18 protein-coding genes are annotated in these 21,289 nt (G+C 58.8%); 8 read left to right on the forward strand and 10 right to left on the reverse strand.

Features of this window, described 5'->3' with window-relative positions:
• Window positions 1-453 precede the first annotated feature (453 nt).
• From CFU_RS25480 to CFU_RS25020, 3 genes are all read left to right on the forward strand, one after another.
• Window positions 454-942, forward strand: a complete 489-nt coding sequence (locus CFU_RS25480) for a YopT-type cysteine protease domain-containing protein (RefSeq protein WP_238531389.1) — start codon at window positions 454-456, stop codon at window positions 940-942.
• Window positions 943-1,343: 401 nt separating this feature from the next.
• On the forward strand, window positions 1,344-4,358 hold the full coding sequence (locus tag CFU_RS02485; RefSeq protein ID WP_238531390.1) for a sensor histidine kinase: 3,015 nt from the start codon (window positions 1,344-1,346) through the stop codon (window positions 4,356-4,358).
• 165 nt (window positions 4,359-4,523) lie between these two features.
• Window positions 4,524-4,682 (forward strand): glycosyl hydrolase, encoded by a 159-nt coding sequence (locus tag CFU_RS25020; RefSeq protein WP_014004472.1) that lies wholly within the window; start codon window positions 4,524-4,526, stop codon window positions 4,680-4,682.
• Between the two features lie 35 nt (window positions 4,683-4,717).
• On the opposite strand, the gene CFU_RS02490 is transcribed toward CFU_RS25020, so the two are convergent.
• The 7 genes from CFU_RS02490 to CFU_RS02515 all read right to left on the reverse strand — a co-directional run bounded on the left by CFU_RS02490 (window position 4,718) and on the right by CFU_RS02515 (window position 11,326).
• The gene (locus tag CFU_RS02490) at window positions 4,718-5,257 is read right to left on the reverse strand and encodes a VTT domain-containing protein (RefSeq protein ID WP_238531391.1); all 540 of its coding nucleotides are present in this window, start codon (window positions 5,255-5,257) and stop codon (window positions 4,718-4,720) included.
• Window positions 5,258-5,309: 52 nt separating this feature from the next.
• Window positions 5,310-5,762 carry a lysozyme inhibitor LprI family protein gene (locus CFU_RS02495; protein ID WP_148264741.1) on the reverse strand — a complete coding sequence of 151 codons (453 nt, stop codon included), beginning with the start codon at window positions 5,760-5,762 and terminating at the stop codon, window positions 5,310-5,312.
• A 63-nt stretch (window positions 5,763-5,825) separates the two neighbouring features.
• Window positions 5,826-6,686 (reverse strand): hypothetical protein, encoded by an 861-nt coding sequence (locus tag CFU_RS02500; RefSeq protein ID WP_148264742.1) that lies wholly within the window; start codon window positions 6,684-6,686, stop codon window positions 5,826-5,828.
• Between the two features lie 264 nt (window positions 6,687-6,950).
• Complete coding sequence (locus tag CFU_RS24780; RefSeq protein WP_190275219.1) at window positions 6,951-7,091, reverse strand: hypothetical protein; 141 nt, start codon at window positions 7,089-7,091, stop codon at window positions 6,951-6,953.
• A gap of 203 nt (window positions 7,092-7,294) precedes the next feature.
• The gene (locus CFU_RS02505) at window positions 7,295-8,344 is read right to left on the reverse strand and encodes a porin (protein WP_050808455.1); all 1,050 of its coding nucleotides are present in this window, start codon (window positions 8,342-8,344) and stop codon (window positions 7,295-7,297) included.
• A 144-nt stretch (window positions 8,345-8,488) separates the two neighbouring features.
• Window positions 8,489-9,832 (reverse strand): MFS transporter, encoded by a 1,344-nt coding sequence (locus tag CFU_RS02510; protein ID WP_041741118.1) that lies wholly within the window; start codon window positions 9,830-9,832, stop codon window positions 8,489-8,491.
• Between the two features lie 324 nt (window positions 9,833-10,156).
• Window positions 10,157-11,326: a 4-hydroxybenzoate 3-monooxygenase gene (locus tag CFU_RS02515; protein ID WP_014004479.1), complete on the reverse strand. Its 1,170-nt coding sequence runs from the start codon at window positions 11,324-11,326 to the stop codon at window positions 10,157-10,159.
• A gap of 141 nt (window positions 11,327-11,467) precedes the next feature.
• On the opposite strand from CFU_RS02515, the gene CFU_RS02520 reads away from it, so the two are divergent.
• Together CFU_RS02520 and CFU_RS02525 are read left to right on the forward strand one after the other, a co-directional pair.
• Entirely contained in the window at window positions 11,468-12,397 is a 930-nt protein-coding gene (locus CFU_RS02520; RefSeq protein WP_041741119.1) for a helix-turn-helix domain-containing protein, read from the forward strand.
• 93 nt (window positions 12,398-12,490) lie between these two features.
• Window positions 12,491-13,681: an acetyl-CoA C-acyltransferase family protein gene (locus CFU_RS02525; RefSeq protein WP_041741120.1), complete on the forward strand. Its 1,191-nt coding sequence runs from the start codon at window positions 12,491-12,493 to the stop codon at window positions 13,679-13,681.
• A 46-nt stretch (window positions 13,682-13,727) separates the two neighbouring features.
• Here CFU_RS02525 and CFU_RS02530 read toward each other — a convergent pair whose 3' ends face one another.
• The 3 genes from CFU_RS02530 to CFU_RS02540 form a co-directional block, all read right to left on the reverse strand.
• The gene (locus CFU_RS02530) at window positions 13,728-14,381 is read right to left on the reverse strand and encodes a YcbK family protein (protein WP_014004482.1); all 654 of its coding nucleotides are present in this window, start codon (window positions 14,379-14,381) and stop codon (window positions 13,728-13,730) included.
• 97 nt (window positions 14,382-14,478) lie between these two features.
• Window positions 14,479-15,183: a glutathione S-transferase N-terminal domain-containing protein gene (locus tag CFU_RS02535; protein ID WP_014004483.1), complete on the reverse strand. Its 705-nt coding sequence runs from the start codon at window positions 15,181-15,183 to the stop codon at window positions 14,479-14,481.
• A 124-nt stretch (window positions 15,184-15,307) separates the two neighbouring features.
• On the reverse strand, window positions 15,308-15,931 hold the full coding sequence (locus tag CFU_RS02540) for a trimeric intracellular cation channel family protein (RefSeq protein WP_014004484.1): 624 nt from the start codon (window positions 15,929-15,931) through the stop codon (window positions 15,308-15,310).
• A 208-nt stretch (window positions 15,932-16,139) separates the two neighbouring features.
• Between CFU_RS02540 and CFU_RS02545 the strand changes: the two genes are divergently transcribed.
• The 3 genes from CFU_RS02545 to CFU_RS02555 all read left to right on the forward strand — a co-directional run bounded on the left by CFU_RS02545 (window position 16,140) and on the right by CFU_RS02555 (window position 21,280).
• Complete coding sequence (locus CFU_RS02545; protein WP_041741121.1) at window positions 16,140-18,863, forward strand: TonB-dependent receptor plug domain-containing protein; 2,724 nt, start codon at window positions 16,140-16,142, stop codon at window positions 18,861-18,863.
• A 79-nt stretch (window positions 18,864-18,942) separates the two neighbouring features.
• Complete coding sequence (locus CFU_RS02550) at window positions 18,943-20,517, forward strand: thioredoxin family protein (RefSeq protein ID WP_014004486.1); 1,575 nt, start codon at window positions 18,943-18,945, stop codon at window positions 20,515-20,517.
• A 91-nt stretch (window positions 20,518-20,608) separates the two neighbouring features.
• Window positions 20,609-21,280 carry a glutathione S-transferase gene (locus CFU_RS02555; protein ID WP_041741122.1) on the forward strand — a complete coding sequence of 224 codons (672 nt, stop codon included), beginning with the start codon at window positions 20,609-20,611 and terminating at the stop codon, window positions 21,278-21,280.
• The last annotated feature ends 9 nt before the right edge of the window (window positions 21,281-21,289 follow it).

A 21,289-nucleotide genomic window follows, 5' to 3' on the forward strand; every position in this document is an offset into this window, starting at 1 on the left:
TGAATACGTTTTACGGTCAAAAATTTCGCACGAGGGCGAGGTGGATTTTTGTCCATGAGATGATGCTGATTAGATAACTCAATTCGGTAAAATATGGAAAACTTTCGCATTACGGGCCAATATCATCCATCGATCGAGCCAACCTCGTCACAGAGGAATCCCGAGAATATTGAAGCATTAGAGAAAAAGGGCCCGTCGACTTATCAAAAATCAATATTGGATAGCCTGCCAAAGCGGACATCTACCAATCGTCCCGACTCTATTTCGTCCTTTAGAAAAATAGCAGTTTTAAATGGCATATGTTCGTCGCAGCCACGAGTTAACGAACACTCGTATTTGGAAGGTTCGTCAAGCTGGGCTGTACATAGAACCGCGCCGTTTGTTCAAGGTGATATATTGGAACATGAGGCGCCCGGACATGCAGGGGCGTGTGTCATATACAGCTTTCTTTGGATGAATAAAATTGCCAAGCAGTCTGGCAATGCCTCTTCCAGAATGAATTCTCTAAGTCAATCAACTACTGAAGTACTTCAGTTGCACCGGGAATACGAAAACAGGGTTTTCCAATGCAACAATGATCCTGATAATCAAGAGGATCCACTTATTCAGACGGCACGAGCTTTAGGGGTTAGTCCAGCTGGAAATACGATTGCTATCGATATTCTTACAGATGAAGAAGCCGCAATGACCTCACTTTCGGAAATTCTGAATAGGCCGGGCACCTCCAACATAATATGGTTGGGAAATGTAGACCCCAACTCAGCCAGCAATCACGTAATTGCTTCCCACGCAACTGGCGGCCGCGTTGTTTTGTTTGATCCCAATATAGGCGAGTTTCGCCTAAAATTATCAGAAGTACCTGTCGTCATGCGTGAAATTGTTGCCAGAAGCTCAATGCACTTTGCTGTTCCTGAGCTTTGCATTCTGCCAATGAGAGCTTAATAATCCATTTTCATTGATTTCTCTGGCTGGCACCGGCTGTTAGCTTACGGTGTTTCTACGGTTGGACCCAGCGGCTGGACAGGCAGCTCAGAATCATTTGCTGCCCGTCACGGCACGCGTCGGTCAGTCATGAGCTGTGAGTCCAGCGCTATCAGGATCGGTTAGCGAAACGTTCCCTTAAAGGAGGAGCAACCTGGCCACCACAGCTTTGGCCTGATCCAGATCACTGATGTTGCCCGCATTTATTTGCAGCGCGGTTAATACTTGTTCTGAAACGTGCAGGCGATATCGATTGCCATCGCCGATATCGATGTAAATTACGCCGGAACGATACTAGGGAATCGTATATGCGAGGGCTTGGGAGACTGGTCAGTTTTGCGATAACGGAGCCCGTCTTTTTTATGGCGATAAAATCTGGAATGGTAGCTGCATTGCGTCCGTATCGCCAATTGATCGTATCGCTCTGGCTGATATGGATGTCGTCGTGGGTACTTTGCCAGGAATTGCCGTTGCGTTACTACAATCAACGCGATGGCTTAGGAAATATGGCCGTCACCGCCATGGCGCAAGAGCCGGGTGGCTATCTCTGGATAGGCACACAAAGCGGTTTGTTTCGATACGACGGCGCACGCTTTCAGCATTTCGGACAAAGTGATGGATTCATCGATTCGTATATCCGAGCCTTGCATGCGGATGTCGATGGTAATCTTTGGGTAGGCACTAGCGATGGTTTATACCGGTGGCAGGGTCAGCGCTTTGTACCGATAAAATTTCAAAATGCCAAACTGGTGTTCGGTTATGGTCAGAATTTGACAAGCCTTGGATCGCATCGTCTGCTAGCGATCAGCCATGATCGTTTGTGGCTGGTGACGTCGGTAGATCAAGGGTCAACGTGGCAGGCGCGGGAATTTTTCGGCGCAGAGCAATTGTTGCGTAATCCGGAGATACGCAAGCTTCACAGCGTTCACATTGGTCCGCAGGGAGACTTGTGGATGGGGTGCGAGCAAGCACTGTGTCATTACGATAAAGGAAAACTGGTCGTCATAGGAAAAGAGAGCGGTCTGCCCACGGAAAGTTGGGTTGCCATTTTCCACGACCGGCAGGCAACGCTGTGGATACGTAGCCAGCGTCATGTGTTTGCATTGCCGGCCGGCGGTCATGTTTTCCTGGATCGGTCTCCTCCCCAGAATAAGCAAAAAAAAGCAGGGGGAAATCCATTCCTGGCGGAAGATGCCGCCGGCCGGGTTTTTAGCAGGCAGGACGAAGGCATTATTCGATGGAACGGCACGCGCTGGGAATCCTTTGACGAATCGAACGGACTGACGATTGGCGGAGGAGTCAATTCCTTCCTGGTTGACCGGGACGGCGGTATCTGGATTGGATCGCTGGGACATGGCCTGATCCATTGGCTGGGTTATCCGAATTGGGAAAACTGGACATCCAGGCAAGGCTTGCCCAGCAATGTCGTACTATCGTTCTTGCGTGACCGGGAAAACGTGTTTCATGTCGGCACGCGTTCTGGATCGGCGATATTGCAGAAGACAGGGCAATTCTCCGTTTCTCCGGGAACCTATGGCGGCACATCCTACCAGTGGAGCAATATGGTTGAGGATGTCAAAGGCAATATCTGGGCAAGCTCGTATTCGGGATTTCTGGTGCGCCGCGACCAGAGTACAAAACTGGAGAGAATGATCGCCAGACTTCCAGCGATCAGCGGTTTGTTTTTCGATAGGTCAGGGCAAGCGTGGCTCAGCACACAGCGCGGCATCTACAATGCCAGGTATCCCGAATCCAATCCGATCCCGTTAGAGGTGACAGAGTATTCGTCGCTCAAAGATATCAAAGTCATTCAAGGATGCCAAGGTCGTTCCGGCGCAATCTGGTTTATCACAGGAAAAGAAGTATTGCGATTTGACGGTGAACGTTGGAGCAAACCCCGGCTCCAGCCGACGCCGCCGTCCGTCCGATTGGATACCCTCGCTTGTGCGAGCGACGGCGGACTATGGCTGGGAGATGAGGCCGGGAGAATTTGGCGCGCTATGGAGCAAGACGACGCCCTGGAAATACACGACGCTACTCCACCGTTGTTGCTGGATCAGGCGGTGGTAGCGTCGCTTGTAGATAGCCGCGGTTGGCTGTGGGTAACTACCGGGGCTGGAATCGCTGTATGGAATCGTGCGCAGTGGCGGTTTTTTAATCAGGAAAGCGGCTTGGTCTGGAACGACAGCAACCAGAATGCATTGTATGAGGATAGCGACGGTTCGATGTGGGTGGGAACCAGCAACGGCGCTTCCCATATCTTACGACCAGAATCGCTGTTCGCGCCATCGCAGCTGGAGGTGCTGGTGGAGAGCGTCAGCCGCGACGGTGAAGCGCTTCCCCGCGACAAGCCGATTCGTTTGCCGTGGACCTCCGGTCCGCTCAATTTTAAGCTGGCCGCGCTGACATACCAGAATCGCGAAGCTCTCAATTTTCGTTATCGGATGCGAGGACTGGAACCGGAATGGTCGATGACCAACATTCCGGAGGTGCGCTATGCGGCCTTGCCTCCCGGCCGTTATCACTTCCAGGTCGCCGTCGACAACCCATCCATTCAAGCCTTTTCCTCGACAGTGGAAGTCGAGGTCGTGATTTTGCCGCCATGGTGGAGAACCAAGACCTTCTATACGGCCTGCGGCTTGTTGCTGGTCCTTGCACTGTTTTTGATGTATCACTATCGCATCCGCTGGTTGATCATCCGACAGCGGAGGAAGGAGCAACTGGCGCGCGAGCGTGCATACGATCTCGAAGTATCGCGAGAGGAAGAGCGCAAACACCTGACGCGTGAAATTCACGACGAGCTGGGACAACATTTATCGGCGGCGCGCATGAGGGTGTCAATGCTAGGAATGGAATTTGCAGGAAGCAATTCAGCGTTGCAGGGAAAAATCGACTGCATCATAACCCTGATGGATACCACCATTAAGGTAGTGCGCAATGTTGTTTCATCGCTGCGCCCGTCGGCGCTTGATATGGGAGTGGTGTCGGCGCTGGAATGGCTGGCCGATGAATTTACGGGAAATACAGGGATTCCATGCAGCTTGGAGGTTAGCGAAGAGAACATTGCGCTGGATGATAAGCGGGCGACCACCATTTTCCGTATCGCGCAGGAATCATTGACCAATATCAGCCGTCACGCGGCAGCGAGCCAAGTGGAAATAAGCCTGAAGCGAATGGAAAAACATTACGTTCTGGAGGTGCGCGATAACGGCAGGGGATTTGATACCAGTCTGCGTAAAAAGAAATCATTCGGCCTGGTCGGTATCCGAGAACGGACGTTGATGCTCGGGGGAGAAGTTGCGATCTTCAGTGTGTCCGGCGTCGGTACGACAATCAAAGTGTCGATTCCCCTCACCGATCACGAACCGGGTCAATAAGCGAAAGGAGTGCTGCTGCCGGCAACGCTTCCGCGGCGAGAAATCCGGTACGCAGCTCGACCGCCTCGTCAAATACGGCAAACCGTTCTGGGTCTCCGAATTCGCCAACTGGCATGCGCAAACTGACGCGCGCAAATCGATACGCTTGCCAAGCAGAAGGCCCAGATGATCGACATGGTGGCTGTCTGCGAGGCGCGCGCCGACGTATTCCGTTATGCATGGTTTACCGGCCGCTGGAACAACGACAGCCATTTCACCAGCTTGCTGGGTGCTCCCGGGCAGCTAACGGACCTGGGCCGGCTGTATCTGTCGCTTCCGCATTGACAGAAGCGACAGGATGAACCGGACCGCCATGCGCTTTAATGCAGGTGCAGCGCCTTGCCGATATAGTCAAAGAATAGGCAATACAGCATGATCGGCAACGGCAAACCGAGCAGGGTGCCGATCAGGTATTTGTAAAATTTCACGCCGGACAAGGCCAGCGCGTAATTCAGGGCTGGAACGGTCTGGAACAGTATCCTTAACAACGCGATGCTTGCAATCGGGTGCGCATCGAGGCCGCGGAGTATCTTCAACGCATAACGGTTCTTCAATTCCCGGAATGCATCGCCGCCGATGAAGCGGATTGTCAGGAAAGTAAACACGCAGGAAATCACCGCCGCGACATAGGTTGCAAGACCGCCCCAGGTCTTGCCCAGGGCCAGCACCGCTGCCGCGAGAAATATCCAGCCGGGTATCTGGATCAGGTTGCCGAGGCAAAACAATAAAATAAAGATCAGCAAGCCGCTGACTTTATTGTCAACGATCTGTTGGCGAAGAAACGCCAGATTGAAATGTTCCCGCAGGCCGGAAAATTGAAACAGGGCGAGCAGCAGCAACAGAAAAAGAACAACGATCAACAGCCGTTTGTAGGGGCGCAAGGAGGAATCTCACAAAGTTAAGGTGACCGGGTCACGGACCGTCGGTATCGAACACACGATTGTAGGATTCCAGTCTCAACGCACGCTCTTGCGTTAAGGCCAATCCTTCATATTCTTGCATCGGTACGTAGATTGTCCCATGCCGGGTTTCAAACAGGGCGGACTGCGCCTGCAGCTCCGCATCCCGGAAAACGATCCACGCCCGCTGGGACGCGCGCAGGTTCTGCGCGGCCGGCGCCGGCAAGGTCCGCATCAGTTTCCGGTAGGCGGCATTCAGCCGGTTATCGTAGGTTTTGAGCGCTGTCGCATAACAGTCTGTCTGGTCGGCCGTGGATACCGTTTTCTCGCTTGACAGGCAGGCGTCTAGCGCATCGGCGGTTTTATCCCTGTCTTGTGCTGGAGCGGCGGCGAACGCCGGCGCCCCTCCCATCACGCAGAGAGCAAGGAGCAGGCAACCAGGCCTATGGCTATAGTTCGATTTCAATGGGGATCCAGGATTGGATAGGACTCGCGTCAAAGTAACACGTCTGCTGCGAAAAACATTCAGTCACGGCGAGTCTTTATCGCTGCCGCCACGGTTGCGCCATTTCAGCGACAGCCAGACTGCAAGCGCCGTCGTTCCTGCAAACGCCAGCACTGCCAGAAAAATCGAGCGGCTGGAGAAGTAGACATAGGCGGTGACAAGCCCCACAAACAAGGGCGTCAGCCATTCTTCCGCCTTGGATGGCTTGCGCTGGCCAGAGCGGTCCCTGGTTGTTGCTTGCGGCTGGCCTGGATCGGCATCCCCCGCAGCCAGCCGCGTGCGCCTTCCCTTCTCGGGAAACGTTGCGCTTAGCGCCGCACCGGGCCAGATATCTGGCGGACCGGAGCCGCCGAGCATCCACACCGGATTGCCGCCGTTTTTCCATCGCAGGAAATCTGCCGCCATGCCGGCAAAGTGGCCGCCGGGCTCCGGCGGAAGATTGTTGTCCAGGCGGTCCATGCTCTCAGCACTCGCCCGCATCCATTGTTCGCCATCCGAGATATCCGGCAAGCCGGCGGTGCGAAGCAGGAGGAATCCTTCAAAATGCGTGGCGACCAGTTGCTCAAACGCCTCGTAGATGGAGCGATATTGTTCGCCGATGGCTGCGACCACTTTTTCCTTGCGCAGCGCCAGCCGTTCCAGCGCCTGTTTCTTGCCGGTGACGAAGTAGGGATAGAGGGCCTCCGGGTGCTCCGTGTCGGCCTGGAATGCCGCGCGTTCTCCTTCCGCATCGTCGACATCAAAGTCATCGATCATCCTGGCGAATTTCAGGTCAGCTTCGCCATAGATGCACCACCATAAGAGCGGGGGACCGTTTTTCGCTTCCAGTTCAATCCCTGGATCGTCCCAGAATGTACGCCATTCATTGCGTTCGCCGCTGGGCATTGCCGGCTGCCTGCAATCGTTCAGAAACACCGGATGAGACATTGCAACTCCTTCCGCAAAAAACTGGGTGGCAGCATGTCCTGTGCAATCGCACCAGACGGAGTCTTGTGAATCGGGTTCGGGCGAAGTTTTTGTAAACCGCCATATTAACGAAAAAAGGACATTTCGTTTATTCCAGCGGCACATTAAGCTGCGCCAGGTGCAGCCGATCAACCTGGTCTAGGACATCCAAATTGCCGAACACTCAGTCATGCAATCGCTGAATCAAAGCGGGTCGGGATCAGGAATCGGTTCCTCGACCGGTATCGGTACATTGCCAGGGATCGGATCCTCGACCGGCGGCGGAGTGCCGGGGACAGGCTTGCCAGGAGGCGCTTCTCCAGGCGGTTCTTGTGGGGTATGCATGCGTTTTCCTTCCGCGATCTGGTCTGGAAAATAAAACTGCGGCCGACTGCATGGTGCTGATGGACGGGCTCATGTATTTGACAACGACGCTGGCAAAAGCATTCCCGCTGCCAGCGTCCCGTCATGACAAAGTTACACGTGCTTTGCCGTCAGCTCCGTGCGTTAGCGCGCATAGCGCCTATCGCGGCGTTGCGTTGTCCGGTTCAGAATTTATGGCGTATGCCGAATATGAGGGCGCGCGGGTCGGCGCCCGCATTGGCTGCGGCGACTTCGCTGCCGTTCGCCGATCCGACGCCAAAACTCGCTCCGGCATCGTTATGGAGGCGCGAGTAGCCGGTGTACAAGGTAGTCCGTTTCGACAGGTCGTAGTCGTACACTACGCCGTAGCTGCGGGAATTGGCATTCGCCGCGCTTTTGTTTTTCAGGCTGCCGTAGCTGAAATTCAGGCGGCCGCCGCCAAGCGGGACATCCATTGCCAGCGACCAGAAATCGTAATCCGGAACGGCCGCGCTGCTGGCATCGTTGCGCACCGTTTCAGCCACCAGGTAAGGTTTCAAAAAGATGAAGTCATAAGACACGGCCGCAGCCAGGTACTTGGTGATGTTGTCCGGTGCGGCAGGGGTCTTTTTCTTGGAAGCGTAACTCACCGCCGCGGACAGGGGGCCGTTGTCGTAATTGGCCTGGATGTTGAGCAGGTTGCCGTACGACTTGCTGTCGGTCGCCACCGTGGTGTTTTCTCCCAGGGCATAGAACAGCGTCAGCGTCACGCCGGCAAACACTGGCGAAACATACTTGATCGAATTGTCGAGGCGTACATCTTCGATGGCCGGCACGTAGGCTGCCGAGGCGTCGCCGAAACCGACCGCGTGCGTGCTGAATTTGACGTGCATCGAATGCAGCGGTTCATATTGGCGCCCCAGCGTGACGGCGCCGGCATTTGATCCCAGGCCGACAAAAGCCTGACGGCCGAACAGCAGGCCGGTCTGGGCAAATGAACCGTTGTCGACATTGAAGCCGTTTTCCAGCGTGAACAGCGCCCGCAATCCGCCGCCCAGGTCTTCCGTCCCGGTGAAACCTATGCGGCTCTGGCTGAGGCTGCCGCTTTGCACTCGGTTCAGGCTGTCCTTGCCGTTATTGGCAAACTCGATGCCGCTGTCGATGATGCCGTAGATGGTGACGTTGGTGCTTTGCGCGTGCGCCGCGCCGGCAACTGCGGTTAATCCAACAAATGCTGCAAGAAGCGTTTTTTTCATGATTTTGTCTCCGGATTTGGTCGGGTGCTGCTGCAAGAAGGCGATACGAGGCCTGGACGAAGCGTGAGCTTCGCCGCCAGTTGTGCGTGGTGGTAAGGGAAACCGGCTTATCTCATCGCAGTCGAGGAGCGCGGTTCCGTAAAATCAGCTGCTCATGCTTAGCTGCCCGTGCGATCTCAAATGAAGGTGCTTGAACAGCAGCGCCGCGGCGGCGACGAAAGCCGGCAGCGCCAGCAGGCTGAAGATGGCGCTCAGGCCCCAGCCGAACTGCAGCAGCTGGCCGCCGATTGCTGCGCCCAGAATGCCGCCGAGGCGGCCGATGCCAAGCATCCAGGCGACGCCGGTGGCGCGGCCCTGGGTCGGATAGAAACCGGCGGCCAGCGCCGGCATCGACGACTGCGCGCCGTTCATGCACAGTCCGGCGACGAACATCAGCACGCCCAGCAGCACCGCGTCGCCGGTGCCGTGGCCGATGGCGTAGACAAAAATCCCGGTCAGCACGTAGGTGATCGCAATCGCCTTGTGTGCGCTCATGCGGTCCATCAGCCAGCCGACCGCCAGGGTACCTATCACTCCACCCAAGGGAAACAGCGCCGTGATGTTGCTGGCCTGGGAGATGGAAAACCCGGCGTTCTTGATCAGTGTCGGCATCCAGCTGGTCAGCAGATAGAAAATCAGCAGGCCCATGAAATAAGTCAGCCACAGCATCAGCGTGCCGAACCGGTAGCGTGCCGAGAAAATCACCGCCAGCGCGGTTTTCCCGGCCAGCGCGACCAGCTCCGGCACGGTAAATTGCGCTTCCGAGGTAATCGATCCGGGCGCAATGCGGTTCAGCACATCGGCGATCTTTTTATCCGGCCAGCGCCGCACCACCATGAAACGCGGCGATTCCGGCAACTGCAGCAGCAACACCGCCAGCAGCAGCGGCAGGCAGCCGCCGACGATGAACATGCTGTGCCAGCCGTAATGCGGGATCATCCAGGCAGCCACAAAACCGCCCAGCGCCGAACCCAGGGTGAAACCGCAGAACATGGTGTTGACGATCATCGAGCGCTTGCGCTGCGGCGCATATTCCGACATCAAGGTGACTGCATTCGGCATCGCCGCACCCAGTCCCAGGCCGGTCAGGAAGCGCAGCACCGTGAGTATCTGGATCGAGCCGGCGAACGCCGACATCAGCGTCCAGAAGCCGAACAGCAGGACCGACGCCAGCAGCACTTTCTTGCGGCCGATGCGGTCGGCCAGCGGCCCGGCCAGCAGTGCGCCCACCGCCAGCCCTACCAGCGCGGCGCTCAGCACCGGCACCAGCGCCGCCTTTTCAACATGCCATTCCTGGCTCAAGGCAGGCGCCAGGAAGCCGATGATGGCGGTGTCGAAACCGTCAATCGCAATGATCAGGAAACACAGTCCGAGGATCAGCCACTGGTAGAGGGAAAACGGTTTGTCGTCGATGAACTGCTGGACATCGATGGTCTGCCTGGCCGTCATGTCGCGCTCCCGATGCGCGGCTGGAAAAGCGCGGCGCTGCGGACGGCATGGACGGTAGGGGCGGCAAACGGTTGCCGCGGGCTGGTGCGCATAGCTTTGTCTCCTGAATTTTATGTTTTTATCTTTTGTCGCCAAAGCGCAAGCAGCCGCCCTGCCGTATTGCTTATTGCCGGTATTGTGCAAGTCTTTGCTTGTTTCCGGTTTGCTGAATACTAGGGTTTGTCCTATTCCACATCAAGACGGCGATGTCGTGCAGTAAGCGTATATCGCACATATTGTGCGATATACGCCCAAACTAACTATTGTTTCTAGCGCAGCCGCCGTTTAAAACTGCATGCCGACGTAGTTTTCGGCCAGCGCCGTGGCCGCGGCGCGCGACGCGACCACATAATCCAGTTCGGCCCGCTGCAACTGCTGCTGGAACGGCGACGCATCGGCGAAATTGTGCAGCATGCTGGTCATCCACCAGGAGAAATGCTCGGCGCGCCAGACGCGCTTGAGCGCGGCCTCCGTATATCCGGCCAGCAGGTCTTGCCGGCCGTCCCGGTAGAACTGTTCGAATCCGCTTGCCAGCAGACGTACATCCGAGACGGCAAGATTAAGGCCCTTGGCGCCGGTGGGCGGCACGATATGGGCGGCGTCGCCAGCCAGGAACAGCCGGCCGTATTGCATAGGGGTAGAGACAAAGCTACGCATGCCGATGATGTTCTTCTGGAATATGCGGCCTTCTTTCAACGCCCAGCCGTCCGAGCAAGCCAGCCGCGTGTTCAGTTCCGACCAGATGCGGTCGTCGGACCAATTGTCTACGTCATCCTTGGGATCGCATTGAAAGTACAGGCGCTGCACCGTAGGCGAGCGGGTGCTGACCAGGACGAAGCCGCGCTGATGCTGGGCATAGATCAGTTCGTCCGAAGACGGCGGCGCCTCGACCAGGATGCCGAACCAGCCGAACGGGTAGCTGCGCTGGAAATCCTGGCGTGGATTCTCCGGAATGGCGGGGCGCGAGACACCGTGAAAGCCATCGCAGCCGATCACGAAATCGGCTTGCAGCACGGCGGGTTCTCCCAGTTGCGTATAGCGCACCGAAGGGGTCTTGCCCTGGAGATCGTGCAGGCTGACGTCGCTCACTTCGAACAGGATTTTTCCGTCAACGGCAAGGCGTGCGGCCACCAGGTCCTTGATCACTTCATTCTGTGCATAGACAGTGATCGAGCGTCCGGTAAGCTCGGTCAGGTCGATGCGGTGGCGGCGGCCGCCGAAGGCCAGTTCGATGCCATGATGCACCACGCCCTCGCGCTGCATGCGGGCGCCGACCCCGCTTTGATTGAGGATATCCATCGTGCCCTGTTCCAGCACGCCGGCGCGGATGGTGGCCTCGATCTCGGCCCGGCTGCGGCTTTCCAGTACTACCGATTCGATGCCGTTCAGGTGCAGCAGGTGCGACAGCAGCAGGCCGGCCGGGCCGGCGCCGATAATGGCTACTTGCGTTTGCATTGGTCTTCTCCATTTTTTTTGACGATTTTTTTGTACATCCCGCTAGCTATAAATCCTAGTCCAGCAAGCGCCGGTAAAAAATGGATGAAACGAGAAAAAACTTGTACTATTTTGACAGTCGCCTCTTTCAGGAAGCAGGACATGGACGCTCGGCATGCAGTCAAAAAAACCGTCAACGGAGACATCCCGCAATTCACCCTGTATGGCGAAAACGCGGCGGCCGAGAATGCCGAATTCGTCCATATCGAGCTGATAGAAACGCGCAGCCGGCTGCACGACTGGCATATCCAGAGCCATACCCACCGCGGCCTGTTCCAGATCCTGTTTTTGTTCGGCGGCCATGTGCGCGCCGAGATCGATGCCGGGCTGTGGGAATGCGAAGGGCCGGTGGCGATCACCATCCATCCGTCGGTAGTGCACGGTTTCGATTTTTCCAGGGAAGCGCAGGGATTTGTCCTGACGGTCGACCAGAACCTGCTGTTTGCCGACAAGCTGGGCGTGCATGCGACCTTGTTTTCGACGATTTTCGTGGAGCCGCTGGCGATCGCCCTGAGCGCGGTCGACGACAGCCGGCAGCGCATCGAAACCTTGCTGAAACAGCTGATGACGGAATCATCCTGGCCGCGCGCCGGCCATACCCTGATGCTGGAATGGCTGGCGCGCAGCGTATTGCTGCTGCTGGTGCGGCTGCATTCCGACCACCGTTCGGCAGACCGCAGCGGGCGCCAGGATTTCGAATTGTTCAGCCGGTTCCGGGGGCTGGTGGAAGAGCATTACAAAGAGCAGTGGCAGGTGAGCCGTGTTGCCGGACGGCTGCGCGTCACGGAAAGCCGCCTGAACCGCCTGTGCCTCAGGCTCGCCGGAAAATCGGCGTTCGACCTGATGCAGCAGCGCCTGATGCTGGAAGCCAGGCGCAAGCTGACTTACGTGCCGTCCGGGGTGGCCAGCATCGCCTATGAGCTGGGTTTCCAGGATCCCGCCTACTTCAGCCGCGCCTTCAAGCGGCATACGGGCATGACACCCAAGCAATTCCGGCAACAGGCTTCGGCTGACGGAGCGGATGCCTGCTAGAGTAGCGTTGTAGGCTTGGTCTGCCGCTTGACGTAAACGTTGGCAAGGCAGCAAGCATTGCCGTCGCATCGTCAAACCAACAAGGAGATAAACATGGCTAATACAAGAGAAGTTGTCATCGTCGGCGCTGCCCGTACCGCTATCGGCGCATATGGCGGCGCGTTGAAGGACCTGGCGCCGGGCGAGCTCGGCGCGGTGGCGGTGAAGGAAGCCTTTGCGCGCGCCGGCGTCGATCCGCTGCAAGCCGGCCAGATCATATTCGGCAACGTCATCCACACCGAGGCGCGCGACATGTATGTATCGCGCGTGGTGGGCCTGAATGCCGGCATGGGCAAGGAATCCACGGCGCTGACCCTGAACCGGCTATGCGGCTCGGGTCTGCAAGCGATCATCACGGCTGCCAACGCCATCCAGCTGGACGAGACCGATGTCGCGGTCGGCGGCGGCGTCGAAAGCATGAGCCGCTCGCTGTATGGATCACAAGCCGCGCGCTGGGGCGCGCGCATGGGCGACATCAAGATGGTCGACATGATGATCGGCGCGCTGTCCGATCCTTTCGGCGGCGGCCATATGGGGATCACTGCTGAAAACGTGGCGGAGAAATACAGCATTTCGCGTGAAGAGCAGGATGCCTTCGCGCTGGAAAGCCAGAAACGCGCCACCGCGGCCATCGCTGCCGGCTACTTCAAGTCGCAGATCGTGCCGGTTGAAATCAAGACACGCAAAGGCGTTGTATCGTTCGATACCGATGAATATCCGAAAGCTGACGCCACCCTGGAGTCGCTGGCCAAGCTGAAGCCGGCGTTCAAGAAAGAAGGCGGCACGGTCACTGCCGGCAATGCTTCCGGCATCAACGACGGCGCCGCGGCTTGCGTCCTGATGGAAGCAGGGGCTGCAGTCCGCGCCGGGCGCACGCCGCTGGCGCGCCTGGTTTCCTATGGGGTGGCGGGGGTCGATCCGTCGATCATGGGCACCGGTCCGATCCCGGCAGTCCAGCTGGCCTTGAAGCGCGCCGGCCTGAGCCTGCAGGACATGGCGGTGATTGAATCGAACGAAGCGTTCGCTGCGCAGTCGCTGGGCGTATGCAAAGGGCTGGGCCTGGATCCCAAGCTGACCAATGTCAATGGCGGCGCAATCGCGCTGGGCCATCCGTTGGGCGCGAGCGGGACGATCATTGCGGTCAAGTGCCTGTACGAACTGATTCGTACTAACAAGCGCTATGGCTTGATCACCATGTGCATTGGCGGCGGCCAAGGCATTGCGCTGATCATCGAGCGCATCTGAAGCAATTCTTTTTACGGAAGAACAATAGCTGCGGGGCTGCGGGCAATCATCCTTTCCAGGTGCGCTGCAGTCCCGTATCGGCATGGATCCAGCCGCCGTTTTTCCCGGGCCGGTAATAGAAGCCGACGCCGCCCTGGCGGAAGCTGCGTATCAGGCCGCCCAGCACGTCCGCATCCAGTTGCGTGAGGCGGATGTCGGCTGCGCGGCCTTCCAGGTGCAGCGACTTGCGCGCCGCCGGCACGCCGGTTTCGATCAGGTGCTTGTTGGTGGCTGCGGTGCGGAATCCCGACAGGATTTCCAGCGGCTGGCTGATGCCGTAGCGGGCGATAAAAGCCTGGGTGCCCCACAAGGTTTCGAGCAGCTTGGGATCTATCGGCGCTACCTGCTTGCCCTGGACATCGCGCAGCAGGTGGCACAGCTGCTGGTAGGCCGATTCCTGGATTTCACCATCTTTCCAGTACAGCAGCTTGGCGCGTTCGCCGCTGGCCGGGCGTGTCACTTCCAGCACCCGCGGCTTGAGCCAGAACTCCATGTCTACCAGTTGTGCGTCAAAGATATCCGGCGGCGGGTCCATCGGCGGCACATCGGCCGCAGCCTCTTTTGCGAAAGCCGCCGGTGCGGTCAATGGCAGCTGGCTGGCAAAAAGTCCGGAGGCAGTCAGGAACAAGCTCTTTTGCAGGAATTTTCGGCGCGATGGCATGGCGGTCCAGGTGTTGATGGGATGACCAATTTTATCGCACCATCCCCGCTTTGAGTAGCCGCCAGGTTCTGCCGGGCTGCGATCTGCCGGGTTGGGCTCAGCCGCGCTGCGGAATCGTCAGGCCTTTTGCCACCGCCGGCCGCGCCACGAATGCCTGGAGCGCCCGCGTGACATGCGGGAAATCCGCGATGCCCACCAGGTCGCCTGCCTCGTAGAATCCGATCAGGTTGCGCACCCAGGGGAAGGTGGCGATGTCAGTGATGGTGTAAGCATCGCCCATGATCCAGCTGCGCTCGGCCAGGCGCTGGTTGAGCACCGCCAGCAGGCGCTTCGATTCCGCCACGTAACGGTCGCGTGGACGCTTGTCTTCGTAATCCTTGCCGGCGAATTTATTGAAAAAGCCCAGCTGCCCGAACATCGGCCCGATGCCGCCCATCTGGAACATCAGCCACTGGATTGTCTCGTAGCGTCCGGCCAGGTCTTGCGGGATGAACTGGCCGCTCTTGTCGGCCAGGTAAATCAGGATCGCGCCGGATTCGAACAGCGGCAGCGGCTTGCCGTCAGGGCCGTCGGGATCGAGGATGGCAGGGATCTTGTTGTTCGGATTGAGCGACAGGAATTCCGGCGAGGTCTGGTCATTGCTGTCGAAGCTCACCAGGTGCGGCTCGTAAGGCAGGCCGGTTTCCTCCAGCATGATCGAGACCTTGACGCCATTGGGCGTCGGCAGGGAGTACAGCTGGATCCGCTCAGGATGCTGGGCGGGCCATTTTTTGGTGATGGGGAAGGAAGAAAGGTCGGTCATGAAAGCTCCTGGTTTTGATCTGTTTGGAATTTACCGGCGCTGGGCACGGAAAACAGCCAGTCTAATGCAAGCCGGACAAAGCCGCTCTCAAGGCGGCCGGCGTTTGCCGGGGGCATGCACGCCGCTATTCAAAACCGCGGATGCCGCTGCCGTTAAAGCTGGGCAATTTCCAGTGGAAGCGCAGGGCCAGCAGGCGCACCAGGAAACCTGCGCCGATCGCGATCAGGGGCGCTGCCGACGAATCGACATCCCACCATAACAAGCCGACATAGAGGGCGCCGGTAAACAATGCGATGGTCGCATACAGCTCGCGCTGCAGCACCAGCGGAATCTCGTTGCACAAAACATCGCGCAGCAGGCCGCCGAACACGCCGGTGATCATGCCGGCCAGGATCACGATGCCGGGCGCCATGCCGGCGGCGCGGGCGACATCGCAGCCGATCACGCTGAACGCCACCAGGCCGAGGCCGTCCACCACCAGAAACACGCTGCGCAGATGGTGCAGGAAACGCGCCACCAGGGCGGTGACGACGGCGGCGCCGATGGTGAACAGCAGGTATTCGGGATGGGCGATCCAGCCCAGCGGATAATTTCCCAGCAAGATGTCGCGCATGCTGCCGCCGCCCAGCGCGGTGATGGTGCCGACCACGCAGATGCCGAACAGGTCCATGTCGCGCCGCATGCCCATGATGGCGCCGGACATGGCTTCCGCCACGATCGCTATCAGGTAGATGGTATGTAGCAGCATGGGCCTGGCCTCCGGAAGAAAACAATTTCAGAATCGGTCCGCACGTTTGCGCGCGCCGAGGAAGGGATACATCTTGCAGCATGCATCGAGCGCATATGGATATGTAAAACCATCAGTTTGTATTGCCGACCGTCTACTATATTCTCGTCTCCCATTAAAGAACGCAACAGTTCTTTACAAAAGAATACATGGGAAGGAATGGCACTACATGCACAGATTCAAAAACCTGCCGGCGCACACCGCGCTGTCTCTGCTGATCGCTTACGCAATACCGAGTTTCTGTCAAACAGCTTATGCCCAGGCCGCGGATGAGAGCGCGGCAGCCAGCGATACCAAAGCGGTGCTGGTCACCGGCTCGCGCATTCCGCGCGCCAGCAAGGAAGGCCCGACCAGCGTCACGGTGATTACCGGTGAAGACATCGAAAAGCAAGGCTACCGCAATGTGTTCGACGCCCTCAGTTCGCAGACCCAGAATACCGGCATGACCCAGGGCGCCGACTTCGGCAATACTTTCACGCCGGCAGCCAACACCATCAGCCTGCGCGGGCTGGGGCCGAACCATACGCTGATCCTGCTCAACGGCAGGCGCATCGCCGACTACCCGGTGGCCTATGACGGTTCGGTCAACTTCGTCAACCTGGCCAACATCCCGTCGGCGCTGGTGGACCGCATCGAAATCCTGAACAGCGGCGCCTCCGCCGTCTATGGTTCGGACGCGATTGCCGGCGTGGTCAACATCATTACCAAGAAACAGGTCAGCGGCATCGATTTCAACATCAAGGCCGGCGGCACCCAGCACGGCGGCGGTTCCAACCAGCGGATCCAGCTTACCGGCGGCGGCAGCAGCGGCAACCTGAGCGGCGTGTTCGGCGTCGAACTGAGCCGCACCCAGCCGGTCTGGAGCCGCCAGCGCGATTTCATGTCGTCGACCTCGTCCGACGGCACCGCGCCGACGCGCATATTGTCGCGGCAGAACGTCGACAGCGGCAAGTACGTCGATCCGGGCGCGACCTGCAGCCAGCTCGGCAACCTGTTCTACGACAGCGTAGTCAGGGTGCAGTCGAAATCTGGCGCGTATTGCGGCAGCGGCAAGGCGCAGCCCGCGTTCTGGACCACCATGACCCAGAACGAAAGCGAAAACCTGTTCGGCAGCCTGAGTTACCAGCTAGGCGCCAAGACCGAAGTGTTCAGCGACCTGATGCTGGGATTTAACGCCACGCAAAACAATACGCGCGGCCCTAGCTGGACCTCGGAAGCAGTCGGCAACAGTTATTTTTTCAACCAGAACAGCGGCGCCAACGAAAGCTGGTCACGCCGCATCTCGCCGGAAGAAATCGGCGCGGCGACACGCTATAACCGCAAATGGAACGACGTCGCGGCCAACCTGACGGTGGGCATACGCGGCGATATCCCGTCGACCAGCAGCTGGAACTATGAAGCGGCTTACAACATTTCCGCTTACACCAGCCGCAAAACCACGCCTTTGCTGCTCAACAGCGTCGACAGCTTTTTCCTCGGCCCGCGCCTTGGCTACGATGCCGACGGCGTCGCCATCTATGCGCCCGATCCGAGCCGGCTGTCCCAGCCTTTGACCCCGGCCCAGTTCAACTCGATCACCGGCGAAGCCATCAGCCGCGACAAATCCTGGACCCAGACCCTGAGCCTGAGCGCCAACGGTGAGTTGTTCAACTTGCCGGCCGGACCGGTGCGGCTGGCGGCGGTGACCGAATTCGGCAGCCAGGGTTTCAGCAACACACCCGATCCGCAGATCAACCAAGGCGTGTTCTACAACCAGGCGGCCGCCAACGGCGCCAGCGGCTCACGCCAGCGCTATGCCTTGGGAACGGAACTGAACATCCCTATCCTCAAGCAGCTGGTAGCCACTGTCGCCGGACGCTACGACGAATACAGCTTCGCCGGCCGCAACGACGGCAAGTTCACCTATAACACCGGACTCGAATTCCGTCCTGCCAAGACCCTGCTGTTCCGCGGTAACTATGCGACCAGTTTCCGCGCACCCGACATGAATTACATCTACTCGTCGACTACCCGCGGCTATTATTCGTCGACTACCGACTATTACCGCTGCCAGCAGGCAGGTCAGCCTTTGGCCGGCTGCGACTACAACAATTATTCGCCGGGCGCGAACTACATCCAGACCGGCAGCAAGGACCTGAAATCCGAGAACGGCAAATCGTGGAGTTATGGCGCGGTATGGTCGCCAAGCTCGAACTTCGACATATCGGCCGATTTCTGGCGCATCCAGATCGACAACCTGGTGACCAACCTGGATCCGGACACCATCCTGCACAACGAAGCCAACTGCCGCAACGGCGAGCTGGACCCCAATTCGCCGACCTGCGTCGACGCGCTACGGCGGGTGCAGCGCAATCCGGCCAATGCGATCTTCAATCCGAACGCGATCCAGAACATCCTGGTCAATCCGATCAATGCGGCGCAGGAGCGCACCAGCGGCCTGGATATCAGCGGCAAATGGCGCATCAAGGCGGGCGGCGCCGGCGATTTCCTGCTGAAGGCCAACTACACCAAGGTGCTCAGCCACCACTACAAGCAGTTTTCCGACGATCCTGATACGGATGAGCTGAATTCGCTGACCAATGCCGACTGGGGCTCCAAGGTCAATGCCAGCGTCACCTGGCTGCGCGACAAATGGACCAGCACCGTGCAGGTCACGCGCTACGGCAGCTTGCCCAACGCCGACCAGACCGCACGCGTTTCTCCGTTCGCGCTGGTCAACTTGAGCGCCAGCTACCAGATCAGCCCGCAGGCGTCGATATCGCTGATCGTCAACAATGTGTTCAATTCGGTGAAGCAAGACAACAGCGCCGGTTGGCCGTATTATCCTGTAGGTAACTACAACCCCTATGGCCGCCAGGGCTGGGTGGAGTTCAATTACCACTTTGGTTCGTAGCAGATATTTTCATGACCGCAGCCGGCTAAGGGTCTGTCCCTAAACCGGTTGCGGCCTCAACTGTTTATATGAGTACAAGATGAAGACTTTGTCGGCTACCGCGGTTATGTTTGTCACACTGCTGTGCGCTGCCGCGCCGGGCATGGCGCTGGGCGCCGCCCAGTCCAAGCCGGGAACTGCCGCAGCGGCCGCCGCGGCGGACGGCATCGGCTGGTACGATGGCGACGTCGATGCCGCCTTCGCCTTTGCCAAGGCGCATAACAAGCCGCTGTTCCTGTACTGGGGCGCGACCTGGTGCCCGCCCTGCAACCAGGTCAAGGCGACGATTTTCAATCGCCAGGGATTCATCGAGCGCTCGCGTTTTTTTGTGCCTGTGCATATCGACGGCGACAGCGCCGGCGCCCAGAAACTCGGCGAGCGCTTCAAGGTGCGCGGTTATCCGACCATGATCCTGTTCAAGCCGGACGGCACGGAAATCACTCGCCTGCCGGGCGAAGTCGACGCCGACCGTTATCTGCAGACGCTGACGCTCGGCATCAGCGCCAACCGCCCGGTCAAGCAAACCTTGCAGGCCGCGCTCAGCGGCGGCAAGCTGAGCGCGGACGAGTGGCGCTTGCTGGCTTACTACTCCTGGGATACCGATGAACAGCAGCTGGTCGGCGGCAAGGAACTGGCGCCTGCGCTGAACAAGCTGGCGGCAGCCTGCCCGCCGGGCGACAGCGCCAATCGGCTGGCCCTGAGCGCACTGGTGGCGGCCGCCACCAAGGGAGGCGATGCCGCTGCAGGCGTCGACAAAACGGCGGCGGCAGCGCGGTTGACCAAGGCGGTGAGCGATGTCCATACCGCGCGCGAGAACATGGATATCCTGACCAACTACCCGGCTGAGCTAGTGCAGCTGGCGACCGTGCCGAAATCGCCGTCCCGCACCAAGCTGATCGCAGCCTGGAACAGCGCCGTGCAGCGTTTGTCCGGCGACAGCACCTTGTCCAAGACCGATCGCCTGGGCGCGCTGGCGGCGCAAGTGTCGCTGGCCCGCATCGATACGCCGGACGGTGCGCTGGCGCCGGCCTTGCTGAAAGACGTGCGGCAGCGGGTGGCGCAGGCCGATAGCGCCACTACCGATGCCTATGAGCGGCAATCGGTGATCAATGCCGGTGCCCATGCCTTGAGCGATGCCGGTTTGCTGGACGATTCCGACAGCTTGCTGAAAGCCGAGCTGAAACGCTCGCATGCGCCTTACTATTTCATGCTGAGCCTGGCGTCCAATGCCAAGAAACGCGGCGACAAGAGCGGCGCCGTCAACTGGTATGAGCAGGCTTACCAGGCCGCGCAAGGACCGGCGACACGCCTGCAATGGGGCGTGGCGTATCTGTCGGGCCTGCTGGAACTGGCGCCGCAAGACGAAGGACGCATCGAAAAGGTCGCGCATGGCGTGCTGCAGGAACTGGGCGGCACCCAGAATGCGTTCTACGAGCGCAACCGTTCGGTGCTGGAGCGTCTCGGGCAAAAGCTCAACGCCTGGAACGGCGACGGCAAGCACCAGGCCGTGCTGGCACGGCTGCGGCAGCAGCTCGATACGGTGTGCGGCAAGCTGCCGGCGGCCGATGCGCAGCGCGCGACTTGCCAGGGTTTGCTGAGTCCGACGCGGGTTTAGGGAGCGTCAGCAAAAGCGGGCTCATTGGCGGCAAATCGGTTACGCTAGCGGGATTGCAGTTCTTCCCTCCACCTGACCGGGCTTGCCGACCATGATCATCGTTCACCATCTCAACAATTCCCGTTCGCAGCGCGTGCTGTGGCTGCTCGAAGAGCTGGGGCTGGATTATGAAATCAAGCCCTATCAGCGCGATCCCAAAACCATGCTGGCGCCGCCGTCGCTGAAGGCGGTCCATCCCTTGGGAAAATCGCCGGTCATCACCGACGGTGACAATACGATTGCCGAATCCGGTGCAATCATCGAATACCTGGTGCAGCAATATGGCGATGGCCGCTTTGTCCCGGCTGCGGGCAGCAAGGAGCGCCTGCGCTACACCTATTGGCTGCACTATGCCGAAGGTTCAGCCATGCCGCCTTTGCTGATGAAGCTGATCTTCGGCCGCCTGGGCCGGCCGCCGATGCCGGCCCTGCTACGGCCGTTGGCCCGCTCGATCGCCAACGGCGTGCAGCGCAATTACATCGATCCGCAACTCAAGGCGCACCTGGATTTCCTGGAAAGCGAGCTCGGCAAATCGACCTGGTTCGCCGGCGAAGAATTCAGCGCCGCCGACATCCAGATGAGCTTTCCGCTGGAAGCATCGCAATCACGCGGCGGCCTGGATGCCAGCCGTCCCAGGCTGTTTGCTTTCCTGCAGCGCATCCATGCGCGGCCGGCTTACCAGCGCGCGATCGAAAAGGGCGGAAAATACGATTTGCTCAAGTAAGGCTTGGTT

This window comes from Collimonas fungivorans Ter331 (genome assembly GCF_000221045.1).
Lineage (GTDB): Bacteria > Pseudomonadota > Gammaproteobacteria > Burkholderiales > Burkholderiaceae_D > Collimonas > Collimonas fungivorans_A.